Genomic DNA, 15,378 nt, shown 5'->3' with positions numbered 1-15,378 from the left:
GTCGTCCCGTGCGCGGGGCCGCCCGTTAGCCTGCGAAGCGTCGAGCCGCCCCACCAGGAGGGAACCCGCCGTGCCCCGCATCGCACTCGCCACCTACGACCCCGGACCGGCGCCGAGCAAGGACAGGGACCTCCCGGTGCTGGTGCGGGCGCTGCGGGAGACCGGGGCGGAGCCCGTCGCCGTGCCCTGGGACGAGCCCGACGTCGACTGGAGCGGGTTCGACCTGGTCGTCATCCGGTCGACCTGGGACTACAGCTGGCGGGCGGCCGAGTTCGCGGCGTGGGTGCGCGAGTGCGCCGCGGCCACGCGGCTGCTGAACCCCGCCGAGGTCATCGGGTGGAACACGGACAAGCGGTACATCGGGGATCTCGCGGCGGCCGGTGTGCCCGTCGTACCGACCAGCTACCTCGCGCCCGGTGACCCCGCCGGCCTCCCGGACGACCACGAGTACGTCGTCAAGCCCACCTCCGGCGCCGGCGCCCGCTTCGCCGCCCGCTACACGCCGGACGAGCGGGAGACGGCCCTGCGGCACCTGGCCCGGATGCACGACGAGGGCCTCACCGCCATGGTGCAGCCCTACGTCACCGGCATCGACGTCAGCGGTGAACGGGCGCTGCAGTACTTCGGCGGCCGCTTCCTGCACGCCAGCCGCAAGCGAGCGGTGCTGTCGCCCGGCACGGCCTACGACGCGGACAAGGTGGCGCACCCGGACCTCGAGCCGTGGACGCCGACCCCGGCGGAACTCGCCGTCGCCGAACACGCCCTGGCCGCGGTACCGGACGCGCCGGAGCTGCTGTACGCGCGCGTGGACCTCGTGGACGGGGAGGACGGGCAGCCCAGGGTGATGGAGCTGGAACTGGTCGAGCCGAATCTGTTCCTGTTCCTGCACCCGGGGTCCGTGGACGCTGTCGCGGAGGCCATCCTGAAAGCCGCCGCTCAGGGCCTGTCCTAGTCACTGACCGGACCTGTCCTGGCCGCTGACCGCCGTCCGCTGAAGCAGGCCCCAGGTGAACTCGGCGACGACCTGGTGCCGCACCCCTTCCCCGTCGGGCGCCTCGAACGCCAGCCCCCACCGCGTGGGAGCCGTGCCCTCCAGGGGGCGGGCCGGGGCGAAGGCGCGGGCGGCCTCGTCGACCGTGCAGGACCACGGGCGGAGGTCGTCCACCGTACGCAGCTCAGGGCCCGGGGCACCCGGCGCACGGACCAGCCACTCGTTCCACACCGCCTCGTTCGGGCCGACGAGGACCTCGAAGCGCAGGTCGGGCCAGAGGGGGAGGGGCCACTGCCGGGCCTCGCAGTCGAGCTCGCCGATCCGGCGGGGGGTGACGGACTCGGGTGCGCCGAGGACCGAGCGGTACCGGGAGGCGGCGGAACGGGCCCTCGGTGAGCGGAGCATGGCCTGCCAGCGCTTGTTGGCCTCCCGCATGTCGGCGAGGGAGGCGCCCAGCCGGCGGCGGGCGTCGTCCACCAGGTCGGGGTTGTGGTCGGCCATGCGGCGCAGGAGCACCAGCTGGAAGTCCTGAGGAGTGAAGGGGCCGGCGGGGTGTTTCGGGGACGGCATGGCAACCATCGTCGCCCACCGCGCGCACTCCAGGGGCCGTACGGCCGGGGAGGCGGCGCGGGTGCCGGGGGAGTCGGCCGCTTCACGACCATTGCCCGAGGATCCCCACTATGACAGCCTGTGTTCGTCATGCCGATCGTCAGTTGAAATTTCGAACACAGGGAGGGAATCGGTCGTGGGACGCCTCGTACCTGCCGTGACCCGAGCTCTCGACATTCTCGAGCTCTTCCTCGACGGGGACGGTACGCTCTCCGCCCCCGACATCGTGCGCCGGCTCCAGCTGCCGCGCACCACCGTGCACGAGCTGGTCACCACGCTCGCCGCCCGCCAGTACATCGTGCCGGTGCCCGGTCAGCCCGGACGCTACCGGCTCGGCGTACGTCCGTACCAGCTCGGCAGCCGATACGCTGAGCAGCTCGACCTCGCGGCCGAGGGCCAGCAGGTCGCCCGGACCGTCGCCGAGACCTGCGACGAGACCGTGCACGTGGCGATCCTCGAAGGCACCGACGTCATCTACATCGCCAAGGTCGACTCCACGCACGCCGTGCGTATGGTGTCCGCCGCCGGCCGTCGTCTGCCCGCCCACTGCACCTCGGTCGGCAAGATGCTGCTGGCCTCGCTCCCCGAGCCGGAGCTCACCTCGCGCATCCCGGACGACGCCGACCTGATCGCGATGACTCCGAACAGCATCACCTCGCCGGCCGCCCTGCGTGAGGCCCTGACGGAGATCCGGCAGCGCGGCGTCGCCGTGGAGAGCCGCGAGTCCAACCCGGACGTGAGCTGCGTGGCCGCGCCGGTCCGTGACCGCACGGGCAGGGTGGTGGCCGCGCTCTCCATCTCCGTGCCGATGATCCGCTGGAGCGACGAGCGCCGCGCCGAGCTGGAGCAGCTCGCCGCCAAGGGCGCCCTCGATCTGTCGGAGAGCCTGGGCTACCGGAGCGTGGCATGACGGCGTACGAGGTGGCGGTACTGGCGGAGGCGACGCTCGGCGAGGGCCCGACGTGGGACGCGGCGACCGGTCGTCTGATCTGGCTGGACATCCTGGGCTCACGCATCCACACCTACGACCCCGCCTCCGGCCGCCGTACGGTCCGCACGACGGAACAGCACGTGGGCGCGGTGAAACTCCGCGAGGGCGGCGGCCTGGTCCTGAACCTCCGCGACGGAGTCGCCCTCCTCGACCCGGACGACTCCTTCAGCTGGCTGCACCACGCCCCCGTCCCGGGCCGCCGCGCGAACGAAGCCGCCGTCGCCCCCGACGGCTCCCTCTGGGCCGGCACGATGCGCTACGACGAGGCCCTGGGCGGCGGCACCCTCTCCCGCGTCACCGGCGACGGCGAGGCCGAGGTGATCCTCGACGACGTGACGGTGAGCAACGGCACGGGCTGGAGCCCCGACGGCCGCCTGATGTACTACATCGACTCACCGACCCGCCGCGTCGACGTCTTCGACCACGACAACGGCCGCGTCACGAACCGCCGCCCGTTGACGGAGATCGAGGACGGTGCCGGCTACCCCGACGGCCTCACGGTCGACGCCGACGGCTGCGTCTGGGTGGCGTTGTGGGACGGCGGAGCGGTACGCCGCTACACCCCGTCCGGCGATCTGGACCGGGTGATCGACCTGCCCACCCCCCGCACGACCGCCTGCACCTTCGGCGGCCCGGACCTGACCGACCTGTACATCACGACAGCCCGTACGGGGCTCTCGGCACCGTCCGCCCTGGCGGGCTCGCTGCTGGTGGTGCCGGGGGCGGGGAAGGGACTGCCGCAGCGGGCGTTCGCGGGCTGAGTCCTGCTCGGGGCCGGGGACGAGGCGATGTCCCCGAGCCCCGGCCCGCCGTATGCCCGCGCCGTTCCCGGCGTCGCACGCCCCGTCCACTCAGCCGGAGGTAGCCCCCACCAACCGCCACTCCTCCCTCGTCAACGGAGGCCCCGCCAGCGGCGGCAGCAGTGGGCCGTTGAGCACTGCCAGGAGGGTCGCGGGGTGGAGCAGGCGGGCCGGGCCCGTCAGCAGGCTCGTCACGTCCCACAGGGCCGCCGCCGCGCCGTAGGAGCCGGTCGACGCCAGGGTCAGGCGGCGGCTGAAGCGGGTGACGAGGCGGTCGGCGGCGGTGGGCCGGGCGCCGCGGGTTTCCGGGTACCAGACGTCCTGGCCGACGGCCGCCGCCCAGGCCGCGTCGACCGGACGGGCGGCCCCGCGCTGCACCCGGCGGGCCAGGCCGGGAGCGGTGAGGCCCGTGCCCTCCAGCTCCCGGCGGAGCACCTGCGCGCCGAGTGCCGCCACCGTCATGCCCTGCCCGTACGCCGGGTTGAACGTGGCCAGCGCGTCGCCGAGGACGACCAGGCCCTCGGGCCAGTCGCGGACCTTCTCCAGGTACCGCCGGTCGTTGCGGGTGCTGCGGCTGAGGTGCACGTCGGTGAGGGGTTCGGCGCCGGAGATCAGCTTGCCGACCATGGGGTGGGGCAGGTCCAGCGCGTAGCGCAGGAAGCCGTCCGGGTCGGCGGGCGGTTCGCCGCCGCGGGTGCCACCGAGGCTGACCATCCAGCGGCCGCCCTCGATCGGCAGGATCATCCCGCTGCGGCCCGGCCGGGACACGTACGGGTCGGCCTGCAGGACCGTCATGGGGAAGCGCTCGGCGCCCTCCGGGGCGCGGTACACGCGTGTGGCGTTGACGAGGCCCGTGTCGACGGTCCGCTCACGGACGCCGGTCACGCCCAGTCCGCCCAGCCACCGCACCACCCGCGACCCCCGGCCACTGGCGTCGACGACGAGGTCGGCGGCGAGTTCCGACTCGCCGGCATCGGTGGTCGAGACCCGTACGCCGGTCACGCGGCCCGCGTCGCCCAGCAGGTCCACGACCTGACCCCGGCGGATCTCGACCCGTGTGTTCGCCAGCACCGCGACCCGCACCGACCAGTCGAGAAGCGCCCGGCTGCACGCGAGTATCCGGGGCCCCTCGTGGCGCCAGCGCCGGAACCAGCCCTCGGATGTCAGCGCCACCATGTCGCGGCCGAGGGAGAGTTCGTGGGCGCCCGCGGCGAGCAGCTGCTTGCGCATGCTCACGCCCGGCACGATGTCCTCCATCGCGGACAGGCCGCCGGCCATGAGGACATGGGCGTGACGCCCCTGCGGGAGGCCCTTGCGGTGGTCCGGCCCGTCGGGCAGCTCGTCGCGGTCCAGAACGATCACTTCGTCCGCGCTGGGGGACAGCGCGGCCGCGGCCAGCATGCCGGCCAGGCCGGCACCGATGACGACAGCTCTACGCGTCATGGGGCTCCTTGGGTTTGGTCGGGGGTGGCGGTCACCGTATCTTCACGTGCGGCGCCGACGCGAAATGATTCCGTGAACTCCTGGGCCAGTTCCACCAGTTCGGCCAGCCCGTTCGTCGTGGAGACCTTCGTGGCGTGCAGCCGGTACCCGCTCGGCGCGTCGAGCGGCCGCGCCCGCGCGGCGGCATGGCGCGCGGCCGAGGCGAGCATGGCCGCCTCCGCCACGACCCGCGCCCGGTCCGGGGAACGGCCCGCGCGCAGCGCGCTGTCGAGCGCCCGCTCCCGGACCCGGTCGTCGAAGTAGGGGGCCAGCGCCAGCAGCGCGTCGTGGATGGCGACCTCGCGCCACTGCAACCGCTCCCGCGGCAGCCGCCACCAGGAGCCGGGCGCCGGGGGAGCGGTGGACGCGAACCGCAGCGCCGACCACAGCGGCCCGAGCGTCCGCAGGTCGCGCAGGCTGTGCCAGTGCGCGGCGACCGAGGGCAGCAGCCGGGGCAGCACGAACCCCACGGAACAGATCAGCGCGCCGAGGGAGGCCATCTGCGGCGCGACGCTGGTGGACAGGAAGTCGAGGTCGTGGCCCGACCAACGCGCCACGACGGCCGTGTACTTCGTCAGTTGGAAGCCCACCACGTCCAGCAGCGACCCGATGAGGATCAGCCGAAGCCCGGTCCGCAGCAACCCGGTGACCTCCCGCCCCCACTTGACGCCCACCGCACACAGCCCGATGGTGGCGACGCTGTGCCCGGCCAGGTAGAGCACGATCATCTCGCGCATGTACGGCGTGTTGGCGTAGTACGTGTCGAGGTCGGTGAGCCGCTCGGTGCGCGCGTCCGCGAGCGTGAAGAGCACGACGATGGCGACGATCAGCGCCCCGTAGGCGCCGATGCCGCACAGCACCATGCGCCGGATCCGCTCACGGGACCCGCCCCGCCAGTTGATCAGCAGGATGAACAGGGAGCAGCTGTACGCGGAGAGCATCCCGTAGGTCAGCGGGGCGCCGAAGTTCGGGACGCCCGTGAGGTCGTTGACGGCGGCCAGGGTCAGCGGGGCCGAGCAGACGAAGACGAGCGTGCCGAGGGCGATGGCCGCGCAGGTCGACACGGTCAGCGGGTTGCGTACGGCCCGTACGCCGGCCCGCGGCCGGCGGAACAGCACGGCACCGGACAGCCCGAGGACGACGGCGGCGACGTAGACGACGAGACTCATGCGGTGCCCGTCGTGGTCGTACCGCTGCGGAGTCGGGCGGCCGCGACGAGCGGCGAGGAGACCAGCGCGTCGGCGATGCGCGCGAGCGCGTCCGCACCGGGCGTCCGGTCCTCGACCCAGTCGGTGCCGGCGGCCCCCGCGAGGGGTGTCTCCCGGTACGGTTCCTCCCGCGCGGCCACCGCGATGACCGCGGCCCAGGCGACGGCGTCGGCCCGCTCCGGATCGCCGCCGGTGTCCGCCAGCGCCGCCTCGCGGGTACGTTCGTACAGGCCCCGGTCGAAGAACGCGTCCAGGTGGCCCAGCGCGTTGTGGATGCTGGTCCGGCGCCAGACCAGCCGGGTGGTGGGGGAGGACCAGCGTGGCCGGGGCAGCCGCAGCGCGCGGCGGGTGAGGACGCCGTCGAGTTCCCGCTCCAGCGGTTCGAGCCGCGTGTACGTCCGCCGGGAGTCCCGCCACCGCGTCAGCCGGGGCCCGATCAGCGGGATCAGGGTGCCGGTGACCGTCATCAGCGCGCCCAGTCCTGCGGCGGCCGTCGAGACGGTGGTACCCAGCACCGACCAGTCCCGCCCGCACCAGCGCGCGACGACGGCGGCGAGCTTGCTCACGCTGTAACCGGCGTTGCACAGCGTGCCGATGCCCAGGGTCACCAGGCCCGCGCGCAGCCAGCCGCGCACCTGGCGGGCCCAGCTCAGCGACGACACCATGGTCACGCTGGCCGCGGCCAGATGCCCGGCCAGGTACAGCACGATCATCTCCGCGATGAACGGGGTCGTCGCGTAGTAGATGTCCAGGTCGGTACGGCGTTCCACGGGCGCGTCCCCGAGCGCGAACATCCCGGCGATACCGACGAGGACGCAGGCGTACGCCACGATCCAGCGGCGGGTGGTCCGGTGCACGTGCGGCCCGCCCCGCCAGTAGACGATCAGGATCTGGGCGGCGGCGCTGTACGCGGTGATCGACGCGTACGTCAGCGGGGCGGCGAGGTTCGGGATGCCGCTGACGTGGTTGATCGTGCCGACCGTCGGCGGGGCCCCGAGGAAGAAGCAGGCGCCGGCCAGGCCCAGTACCGCGCAGATGGCGCGCAGGTAGGGGTCGCGCCGGTGACGTATCAGGTCGGGGGCCTTCACCACCAGGCCGAGCCACAGCATCGCACCGCTCACGTAGTTGATCAGGCCGCTCATCCTCGTGTCCCGCGGTAGTTGAGGGCGGCCCCGATGCGTCCGGCGAGGTCCTGGGCACCATTGCTGTCGGCGGCGTACACGGAGTCGGACGGCGCCTCCAGCCAGGTGCGCAGCCGACGGCCCATCAGCATGCCGAAGAGATCGGCCTCCTGCTCGTCGGCGAGGCTGAAGTCGGTGCGGGCCGCGACGAGCCGGGGACCGTCACCGGCGGGGGCTTCGTCCGCGGCGCTCGCGCCCTGCCGGTGCATGTGCCACACCTCGTGGCAGAAGATCACGATCTGGTGCCAGGCGGCGGCCCGCTTGTCGATGACGACGTCGTCGTGGTTCTCGCCGTCCAGCCAGAGCCCGCTGGCGGTGTGTGGCGGGAAGACCCGCCGGTGGACCACGACCTCGCGGCCCCGCCACTGGCTGACGGACTCCACGAGCGCGTCGAAGAGGGCCTCCGGGTCCGCCGGGATCGGGATCCGGATGGGGTCGATGAGGGTGCCGGCGAGCCGGCGCATCTCCTTCTTCGTGCGCACCGTTGAAATATGCCAAGACAGGCCCCGCTTCAGCTACCTCACCTCCGGTGCCGGAAGCGACGGCCCCGCGGCCCCCGCCCGCGCCGCCGCCCGGGTACGCACCGCCTCGACGGCGTCGGGGCGGCGCAGCGCTCGGGACACGGCCCCGATCTCCTGGAGCAGGTCCGTGGTGTCCGTGTCGTCGGCGGTGTCGTCCCCGGACGGGCGGTCCCGGGTGCCGTCGACGGCGTCCAGGATCGCGACCGCGGCGGCCAAAGCCCTGGCCCGCTCCGGCGGGAACCCGAGGGCGAGGGCGGCGGCGTACGACCGCCCGCGCAGGTCCGCGTCGATGCGCCGGGCCAGCGGCAGCAGCACGTCACGGATGAAGGTCTCGCGGCGGGTCAGGCGCAGCTCGGCCGTCCCGCGCAGCAGCCAGGGCACGCCGCCGCCGTTGACGGAGCGCATCAGCAGGTACAGCGGCCGTAGTTCGTGGTGGGCGAGCCGCACCCGCCAGCGGTCGTGCAGGTACTGGCCGACGTGCGGCAGGATGAAACCGATCGCGATCGCGACGGCCGACAGACAGGCCACGGGCGGTGCCACGCCGGTGCTCAGCCAGTCCAGGTCGTGCCCGGTCCAACGGGCCACGACGGCGGTGAGCTTGGCGACGTCGAAGATGAGGTTCAGTCCGTAGCCGGCGCCCAGGAACGTCAGACCCCAGCGCAGCCAGGCGTCGAGGCCGTCGGTGCGCACCCAGTTCCACAGCAGCCGGGACGTGATCAGCACCGCGACGGCGTGTGCGAGCAGGTAGAGCAGGATCAGCTCGCGCATGAACGGTGTGTTGGCGTAGTAGGTGTCGAGGTCGGTGAGCCGCTCCACGGACGCGTTCGCGAGGGCGAACAGCACCCACAGCGCCACGATCACGCCCGAGTACACGCAGATCACCCAGCGCATGGCGCGCCGGGTCGCGGCCGAGCGGTCGGACAGGCCGTTGCGCCAGGCGATGATCAGCAGCAGACAGGACCCGCAGAACGCGGTGAGCAGCGAGTACACCCAGGGCGCGGAGATGTTCGGTACGCCCGTGATCCGGTTGACCCAGGCGATGGTGGACGGCGCGACGAACACGAACACCGAGCAGGCGAGCAGCAGCAGGCCGCCGACCGCGCGCAGCAGTGGGTCCTTCCAGAGCCGGATGATGGTGGGCAGTTTGATCGCCAGGGCGGCGGCCAGGACCCCGGCCGGTATCCACCAGAAGGACGTGTAGAACGCGCTGAGGAATCCGGTGACGTCCAGCGCCAGTTGCGCGTGCCTCACCGGGCGGCTCCCCCGTTTCCGCCGTCGCCGGTGCGCGAGTGTCGCGCGGTCACGAGCCGGGACGCGGCGATCCCGGCCGCCCTCCGTCGCGCGCCCGCGATGTTCATCGCTCTCCCTCGCCGTCGCAGCCCTGCACAGCAGGCTGTTCGAGGTTACGCGGCCGCAACTGTCCGCGTCATGCGATCCGGCGACCGTTGTCCAACCTGGAGCGACCGTTGTCCAACCGTGAGCGACCGCTGTTCAACCGGGCACGACCGCCGTCTTTCGAAGGCGCGCCGAAACTCGCCTGAGAACTCTGTCCAAACCATTGACGCGCACGCGCTTCGATTTTACGGTCCCGTTCGAAGTTACGAGCGCACGTCGGTATATCGAACAGTAAGGGCAGGGCATGGGACGACCTGGCCTGAGTCGCAGGCAACTTCTCGGCGGGCTCGGCGGCTTGACGGTCGCGGGCAGCTTCGGGTTCGCCGCGCTGGGCACCGGAGCGGACGCGCTGGCCTCCAGCGCGAGCACCCGAGTCCGCTACTGGAACCTCTTCAGCGGCGGCGACGGCTCCAACATGATCGCGATGCTGGACGCCTTCCGTAAGGCGAACCCCGGCATCGATGTGAAGGACTCGACCCTCCAGTGGGGCAACCCCTTCTACACCAAGCTCGCCATGGCGGCCGCAGGCAACCGCGCGCCCGACCTCGGCGTGATGCACCTGGGCCGGGTCACCGGCTTCGCACCCGGCCGCCTCCTGGACGCCTGGGACGTCGACCTGCTCGCCAAGTACGGCGTACGGGAGCAGGACTTCAACCCCAAGCTGTGGAAGCGCGCCGTCATCGACGGCAAGCTCTACGCCCTTCCGCTCGACATCCACGTCCAGCTCTGCTTCTACCGCAAGGACGTGCTGAAGAAGGCGGATCTGCTCGGCGACGACGGCAACATCGTCCCGGTCACGTCGACCGGTGAGTGGTTCGACGTGCTGAAGAAGGCGAAGCAGGTCCAGAAGGAGGGCCTGCAGACCATCGGCCTGTGGACCAACGACCAGAACTTCCAGTGGTGGTTCTTCGTCGCCTTCTACACGCAGCTCGCCGGCGCCTGGTTCAACGACGCGAACACCGAGGTGCTCTTCGACGTCGACAAGGCCACCCAGGTCCTGGAGTTCCTCCGGCAGCACGTCACCGACGGGTATGTCATCCCGGGTGCCCCCACCGGCGAGCAGTTCATCAACGGCGCCCCCTTCACCTGGGAGGGCAACTGGTCCGTGCCGGTCTTCTCCGGCGCCAAGCTGGACTACGGGGCGACCCCGCTGCCGCCCGTCTTCGGCAAGCAGGCCACGCACGCCGAGTCGCACTCCTTCGTCCTGCCGCACCAGGCCGGCCGCGGCGGTGCCTCCAACGAAGGCGCGCACCAACTCGCCGCCTACGTCGTCAAGCACGCCCTGCAGTGGGCGGCCGGCGGCCACATCCCCGCGTACACGCCGACCCTGTCCACGGCCGCGTACGAGAAGCTCACCCCGCAGCACGAGTACGTGAGCGCCATGGACCACCAGGCCAACGAGCCGAAGGTGTGGTTCGCGGGCTCCACCGGTGTGCTCGCCCAGGACCTCGGCCCGATCGTCGTCTCCTCGACGATGGGCTCCGCCAAGCCGGACGCCGCCGCGCGGAAGATGAAGGCCCACCTCACCACGCTCCTCGCCTCGAAGAACCCGATGGACGGCAAGACCGCCGCGCAGGGAGGTGCGGTCGCATGACGACGACCAGTGCTCAGACCGTCCTCGCCCCGGCGCGGGCGAGGACCGCCGCGGACAGCGCCACCGTCCGCCGCAAGCAGGGCTTCCAGCACGGGGGCTGGTTCATCGCCCCGTTCCTGCTGCTCTTCGTCCTGTTCGTGATCTGGCCGCTGCTGCGCGGCGTCTACCTCAGCTTCACCGACGCCAACATCTCCGGCGACGGCGCGAGCTTCGTCGGCCTCGACAACTACCGCGAGGCCCTGCACGACTCGATGATGTGGGACGCGCTCGGCCACAGCGCGTACTTCACGCTGCTCGTCGTGCCCTGCCTCACCGTCCTCGCGTTCCTGCTCGCGATGCTCGCGCACCACATCGAGCGCGGTAAGTGGCTGTGGCGGCTGTGCTTCTTCGCGCCGTTCCTGCTGCCGTCGACGGTCGCGGGCAACATGTGGCAGTGGCTGTTCACCCAGGGCATCGGCCAGTTCAACCAGACCTTCGGGATCGACACGCCCTGGCTGACCGACAAGTCGTACGCCATGCTCGCCATCGTCATCGAGACGCTGTGGTGGACGGTCGGCTTCTCCTTCCTGCTCTACCTCGCCGCTCTCCAGGGCATCCCCGGCCATCTCTACGAGGCCGCCAAGCTCGACGGGGCGAACGCCTGGCACCGCATGCTCCACATCACCCTGCCGATGCTGCGCAACATCACCGGCCTGGTGATCGCACTCCAGGTCCTCGCCTCGCTGCAACTGTTCGACCAGGCCGTCGTGATGATGGACTTCGGACCGGGACCGGAGCTCAGCACCAGGTCGTTCGTGCAGTACACCCTCGAACAGGGCTTCACCAGCTACCGCGTGGGCTACGCCTCCGCGATGTCCATCATCTTCTTCGTGATCATCGCAGTCGTCGCCCTGGCGCGGATGTGGCTGCTGCGCAACCGTGAGGAGGGCGGCCGATGACCACCGCCACGACGACCGTACGCACCAAGTCCCGCAAGCCCTGGTCGCCCAGCCAGATCGTCCTCACGCTGCTCGGCGTCGCCGTCTCCGCCGTCTTCGTCGCGCCGATCGTCGCCGCCCTGTTCACCTCGCTCAAGTCCGAGGCCGAGGCGGCCGAGATCCCGCCGCACTGGGTGCCCAAGGCCTGGACCGGCCAGGCGTGGAAGGCGCTCTTCGACACCGGCAACATCACCAACTGGTTCGTCAACTCCCTTGTCGTCTCGGTCTGTGTGACCACGATCGTGCTGGCGGTGAGCGCACTCGCCGGATACGGGTTCGCGCGCACGGAGTTCCGCGGCAAGGGCGTCCTGATGGGCGTCGTCATGTCCGGGCTCATGGTCTCCCCGGCCGTCCTCGGCGTCCCCCTCTTCACCACGGTCCAGCAGATGGGGATGGTCGACACCTACTGGGGCATGATCCTGCCGCAGTGCGCGCCCGCCGCGATGGTCTACATCCTCTACAAGTTCTTCCAGGGCATCCCCAAGGAGCTGGAGGAGGCGGCGTTCATCGACGGCGCGGGCCGCTGGCGCGTCTTCTTCACGATCGTCGTGCCGCTCGCCCGTCCCTCCCTCGCCGCGGTCGGCATCTTCACCTTCATCGCGTCGTGGAACAACTTCCTGTGGCCGTACATGGTGACCAACAACCCCGATCTGATGACCATGCCGAACGGCATCGCGACCGTCATGAACTCCTACGGCATCCAGTGGGCCCAGCTCATGGCCGGCGGCCTGATGGCGGGCCTGCCGCTGATCGTCGTCTTCGTCTTCTTCCAGCGTCAGATCGTGGCGGGTGTGGCACACACCGGCCTCGCCGGCCAGTAACCTGCGAACAGGAGCCATGAAGTTGAAGCGCTTCAGAGTCGCGGCGGTCCTCGCCGCCGCCCTCCTGGCCTTCCTCCCGTCGTCGGCCCAGGCGGCCGACTATCCCGACCCCCTCGCCATCTCGGGCCAGGAGATCATCCACGACCCGACCGTTCAGCACCTCAAGAACGGTAGGTACGTGGCCTATTCGACCGGCGGGATCATCGGAGCCCGCGTGTCGACGGACATGCGGCAGTGGGACGACGCGGGCAACGCCTTCGCCGTGCCGCCCAGCTGGTGGTACGAGTACAACAGCACCGGTGACCCCTGGGCGCCCGACCTCTCGTACCGCGACGGCACGTACTGGCTGTACTACGCCGTCTCCTCCTGGGGCACCAACCACTCCGCGATCGGCGTGGCCACCTCCCCGACCGGCATGCCCGGCACCTGGACCGACCACGGCAAGGTCTTCTCCTCCGAGACCACCGACTCCTGGAACGCCATCGACCCCGGCGTGATCAAGGCCGACGGCAGGCTGTGGATGGCGTTCGGCTCGTACTGGACGGGCATCCGCATGGTCGAACTGGACCCGAAGACCGGCAAGGCCGTCGACGGCGCGACCGTCCGGCACCTGGCGACCCGCCCCGACCTGCCGTACGCCGTCGAAGGCCCGTACGTCGTCAAGCACGGCCGGTACTACTACCTCTTCGCCTCGTACGACGCCTGCTGCTCCGGCGTGAACTCCACGTACAAGATCAAGGTCGGCCGGTCCACGTCGGTCACCGGACCGTACGTCGACAGCTCCGGCACCTCCATGCTCGAGGGCGGCGGCGATCTCCTCCTCGCCGGACACGGCCGTTACGTCGGCACCGGCGGACAGTCAGTCTTCCGCGACCACGGCCACGACTGGCTCGCCTACCACTACTACGACGGCGACGACAGCGGCACGCCCAAGCTCGGCCTGAACAGGCTCAGCTGGGGGAGTGACGGCTGGCCGACAGTCGAGTAAGACAGAGCAAGACCCTTTCTGGAAGGTACACATGTCCCGCACCACCGCCCGCTTCGCCCTCGACCCCGCCTTCACCGTCGGCGAGGTCAACCCCCGGCTCTTCGGATCCTTCGTCGAACACCTCGGGCGCTGCGTCTACACCGGCATCTTCGAGCCGGGCCACCCTTCCGCCGACGAATCGGGCCTGCGCAACGACGTGCTGGAACTGGTCCGCGAACTCGGCGTCACCGCCCTGCGCTACCCCGGCGGCAACTTCGTCTCCGGCTACAAGTGGGAGGACTCGGTCGGCCCGGCGGACGAGCGCCCCCGCCGCCTCGACCTGGCCTGGCACTCCACCGAGACGAACCGTTTCGGTCTCTCCGAGTACATCGCCTTCCTCAAGAAGGTCGGTCCGCAGGCCGAGCCCATGATGGCCGTCAACCTCGGCACCCGCGGTGTCGCCGAGGCCCTCGAACTCCAGGAGTACGCCAACCACTCCGAGGGCACCGCCCTGTCCGACCTGCGAGCCGCGCACGGCGACAAGGATCCCTTCGGCATCCGGCTGTGGTGCCTGGGCAACGAGATGGACGGCCCCTGGCAGACCGGTCACAAGACTGCCGAGGAATACGGCCGGATCGCCGCCGAGACGGCCCGCGCGATGCGCCAGATGGACCCGGGCGTCGAACTCGTCGCGTGCGGCTCCTCCAGCCAGGCCATGCCCACCTTCGCCGAGTGGGAGGCGACGGTCCTGAAGGAGACGTACGACCTCGTCGACTACATCTCCCTGCACGCCTACTACGAGCCGGTCGACGGCGACATCGACTCCTTCCTCGCCTCCGCCGTCGACATGGAGTCCTTCATCGAGAACGTGGTGGCGACCTGCGACCACGTGGGCGCCCGCCTCAAGTCCAAGAAGAAGATCAACCTCTCCTTCGACGAGTGGAACGTCTGGTACCTCTCCCGCTGGGAGGAGCAGGCGACGACGTTCACGCAGGACGACTGGCCCGAGGCACCGCGCCTGCTGGAGGACAGCTACAGCGTCACCGACGCCGTCGTCTTCGGCTCGCTCCTCATCGCCCTGCTCCGGCACGCCGACCGCGTCACCGTCGCCTGCCTCGCCCAGCTCGTCAACGTCATCGCGCCGATCATGACGGAGCCGGGCGGTCCGGCCTGGCGGCAGACGACGTTCTTCCCGTTCGCGCAGGCGTCGAAGTACGGCCGCGGACAGGTCCTCGACGTCCGCGTCGACTCGCCGACGTACGAGACGAAGAAGTACGGCGAGACCGACCTGCTGCACGCCACCGCCGTACGCGCCGAGGACGGCTCGGTCACCGTCTTCGCCGTCAACCGCAGCCGCACCGAGCCGCTTCCGCTGGAAGTCGCCCTGGGCGGCCTGGAGGTGACGACGGTCGTCGAGCACAGCGCCCTCGCGGACGCCGACCCCGACGCCCGCAACACGCTGACGGAGCCGGAGCGGGTCGTCCCGCACCCGGTCGACGGCACGACCCTCGTGGACGGCAGGCTGACCGCCACCCTGGAACCGCTGTCCTGGAACGTGATCCGCCTTGCCTGACAGACGTACGGGTCCGGTGCGGTGGGCCGGCCGCCTGCTGTGCTGGACCCTGGCCGTCGCCATGCTCACCGCGGCGACGGAAGCAGTGCTCGAGCCGGCTGCCGGCTGGTGGCACACGGTGTGGCCGCTGCCCTGGTTCCTGCTGCCGGTGTGGGCGCTGCTGTGGGCCGCGCTTCGGGCTCGGGAGAAGTACGGGGACGACGGCGGCGGCCGGCACACCGGCAAGGACGCGCCGACCGACTACGACAAGGCCGCCTGATCCCCGCCC

15 protein-coding genes are annotated in these 15,378 nt (G+C 71.1%); 9 read left to right on the top strand and 6 right to left on the bottom strand.

Annotated features, from left to right (window positions below; translation table 11 throughout):
• The first annotated feature begins 70 nt into the window (after window positions 1–70).
• Window positions 71–952 carry a RimK family alpha-L-glutamate ligase gene (locus ACFY16_RS00245; protein WP_390644826.1) on the top strand — a complete coding sequence of 294 codons (882 nt, stop codon included), beginning with the start codon at window positions 71–73 and terminating at the stop codon, window positions 950–952.
• On the opposite strand, the gene ACFY16_RS00240 is transcribed toward ACFY16_RS00245, so the two are convergent.
• A complete protein-coding gene (locus tag ACFY16_RS00240) occupies window positions 953–1,570 on the bottom strand; it encodes a hypothetical protein (protein WP_390644825.1) in 618 nt (205 codons plus the stop codon).
• A 166-nt stretch (window positions 1,571–1,736) separates the two neighbouring features.
• Here ACFY16_RS00240 and ACFY16_RS00235 point away from each other — a divergent pair, with 166 nt between their 5' ends.
• Together ACFY16_RS00235 and ACFY16_RS00230 are read left to right on the top strand one after the other, a co-directional pair.
• A complete protein-coding gene (locus ACFY16_RS00235) occupies window positions 1,737–2,510 on the top strand; it encodes an IclR family transcriptional regulator (RefSeq protein ID WP_390644824.1) in 774 nt (257 codons plus the stop codon).
• Complete coding sequence (locus tag ACFY16_RS00230) at window positions 2,507–3,352, top strand: SMP-30/gluconolactonase/LRE family protein (RefSeq protein ID WP_390644823.1); 846 nt, start codon at window positions 2,507–2,509, stop codon at window positions 3,350–3,352. The genes ACFY16_RS00235 and ACFY16_RS00230 overlap by 4 nt, the downstream gene beginning before the upstream one ends.
• A gap of 90 nt (window positions 3,353–3,442) precedes the next feature.
• Here the strand turns inward: ACFY16_RS00230 and ACFY16_RS00225 are convergent, their stop codons facing one another.
• From ACFY16_RS00225 to ACFY16_RS00205, 5 genes are read right to left on the bottom strand one after another with little or no spacing between them, the layout of a single operon-like run.
• The gene (locus tag ACFY16_RS00225; protein ID WP_390644822.1) at window positions 3,443–4,834 is read right to left on the bottom strand and encodes an FAD-dependent monooxygenase; all 1,392 of its coding nucleotides are present in this window, start codon (window positions 4,832–4,834) and stop codon (window positions 3,443–3,445) included.
• Window positions 4,831–6,042, bottom strand: a complete 1,212-nt coding sequence (locus ACFY16_RS00220) for an MAB_1171c family putative transporter (protein ID WP_390644821.1) — start codon at window positions 6,040–6,042, stop codon at window positions 4,831–4,833. The genes ACFY16_RS00225 and ACFY16_RS00220 overlap by 4 nt, the downstream gene beginning before the upstream one ends.
• On the bottom strand, window positions 6,039–7,223 hold the full coding sequence (locus ACFY16_RS00215; protein WP_390644820.1) for an MAB_1171c family putative transporter: 1,185 nt from the start codon (window positions 7,221–7,223) through the stop codon (window positions 6,039–6,041). Before ACFY16_RS00215 ends, ACFY16_RS00220 begins: the two co-directional genes overlap by 4 nt.
• A complete protein-coding gene (locus ACFY16_RS00210) occupies window positions 7,220–7,744 on the bottom strand; it encodes a toxin (RefSeq protein WP_390644819.1) in 525 nt (174 codons plus the stop codon). Before ACFY16_RS00210 ends, ACFY16_RS00215 begins: the two co-directional genes overlap by 4 nt.
• 33 nt (window positions 7,745–7,777) lie before the next feature.
• Window positions 7,778–9,034: a DUF6545 domain-containing protein gene (locus ACFY16_RS00205; protein ID WP_390644818.1), complete on the bottom strand. Its 1,257-nt coding sequence runs from the start codon at window positions 9,032–9,034 to the stop codon at window positions 7,778–7,780.
• A 388-nt stretch (window positions 9,035–9,422) separates the two neighbouring features.
• On the opposite strand from ACFY16_RS00205, the gene ACFY16_RS00200 reads away from it, so the two are divergent.
• Genes ACFY16_RS00200 through ACFY16_RS00175 form a run of 6 tightly spaced genes read left to right on the top strand, consistent with a single transcriptional unit; the run spans window position 9,423 to window position 15,369 of the window.
• Window positions 9,423–10,772 (top strand): extracellular solute-binding protein, encoded by a 1,350-nt coding sequence (locus ACFY16_RS00200; RefSeq protein WP_390644817.1) that lies wholly within the window; start codon window positions 9,423–9,425, stop codon window positions 10,770–10,772.
• Entirely contained in the window at window positions 10,769–11,710 is a 942-nt protein-coding gene (locus ACFY16_RS00195; RefSeq protein ID WP_390644816.1) for a carbohydrate ABC transporter permease, read from the top strand. The genes ACFY16_RS00200 and ACFY16_RS00195 overlap by 4 nt, the downstream gene beginning before the upstream one ends.
• Complete coding sequence (locus ACFY16_RS00190; RefSeq protein WP_390644815.1) at window positions 11,707–12,570, top strand: carbohydrate ABC transporter permease; 864 nt, start codon at window positions 11,707–11,709, stop codon at window positions 12,568–12,570. Before ACFY16_RS00195 ends, ACFY16_RS00190 begins: the two co-directional genes overlap by 4 nt.
• Before the next feature lie 16 nt (window positions 12,571–12,586).
• Window positions 12,587–13,558: an arabinan endo-1,5-alpha-L-arabinosidase gene (locus tag ACFY16_RS00185; protein WP_390644814.1), complete on the top strand. Its 972-nt coding sequence runs from the start codon at window positions 12,587–12,589 to the stop codon at window positions 13,556–13,558.
• A gap of 31 nt (window positions 13,559–13,589) precedes the next feature.
• Entirely contained in the window at window positions 13,590–15,110 is a 1,521-nt protein-coding gene (locus ACFY16_RS00180) for an alpha-N-arabinofuranosidase (RefSeq protein WP_390644813.1), read from the top strand.
• Window positions 15,103–15,369, top strand: a complete 267-nt coding sequence (locus tag ACFY16_RS00175) for a hypothetical protein (RefSeq protein ID WP_390644812.1) — start codon at window positions 15,103–15,105, stop codon at window positions 15,367–15,369. Before ACFY16_RS00180 ends, ACFY16_RS00175 begins: the two co-directional genes overlap by 8 nt.
• The last annotated feature ends 9 nt before the right edge of the window (window positions 15,370–15,378 follow it).

Origin of the sequence: Streptomyces sp. NPDC001315 (genome assembly GCF_042896175.1) — a bacterium.
Classification (GTDB): Bacteria; Actinomycetota; Actinomycetes; order Streptomycetales; family Streptomycetaceae; genus Streptomyces.
Note: the sequence above shows the minus strand (reverse complement) of the source record. Positions and strands in the feature narration are given on the sequence as shown.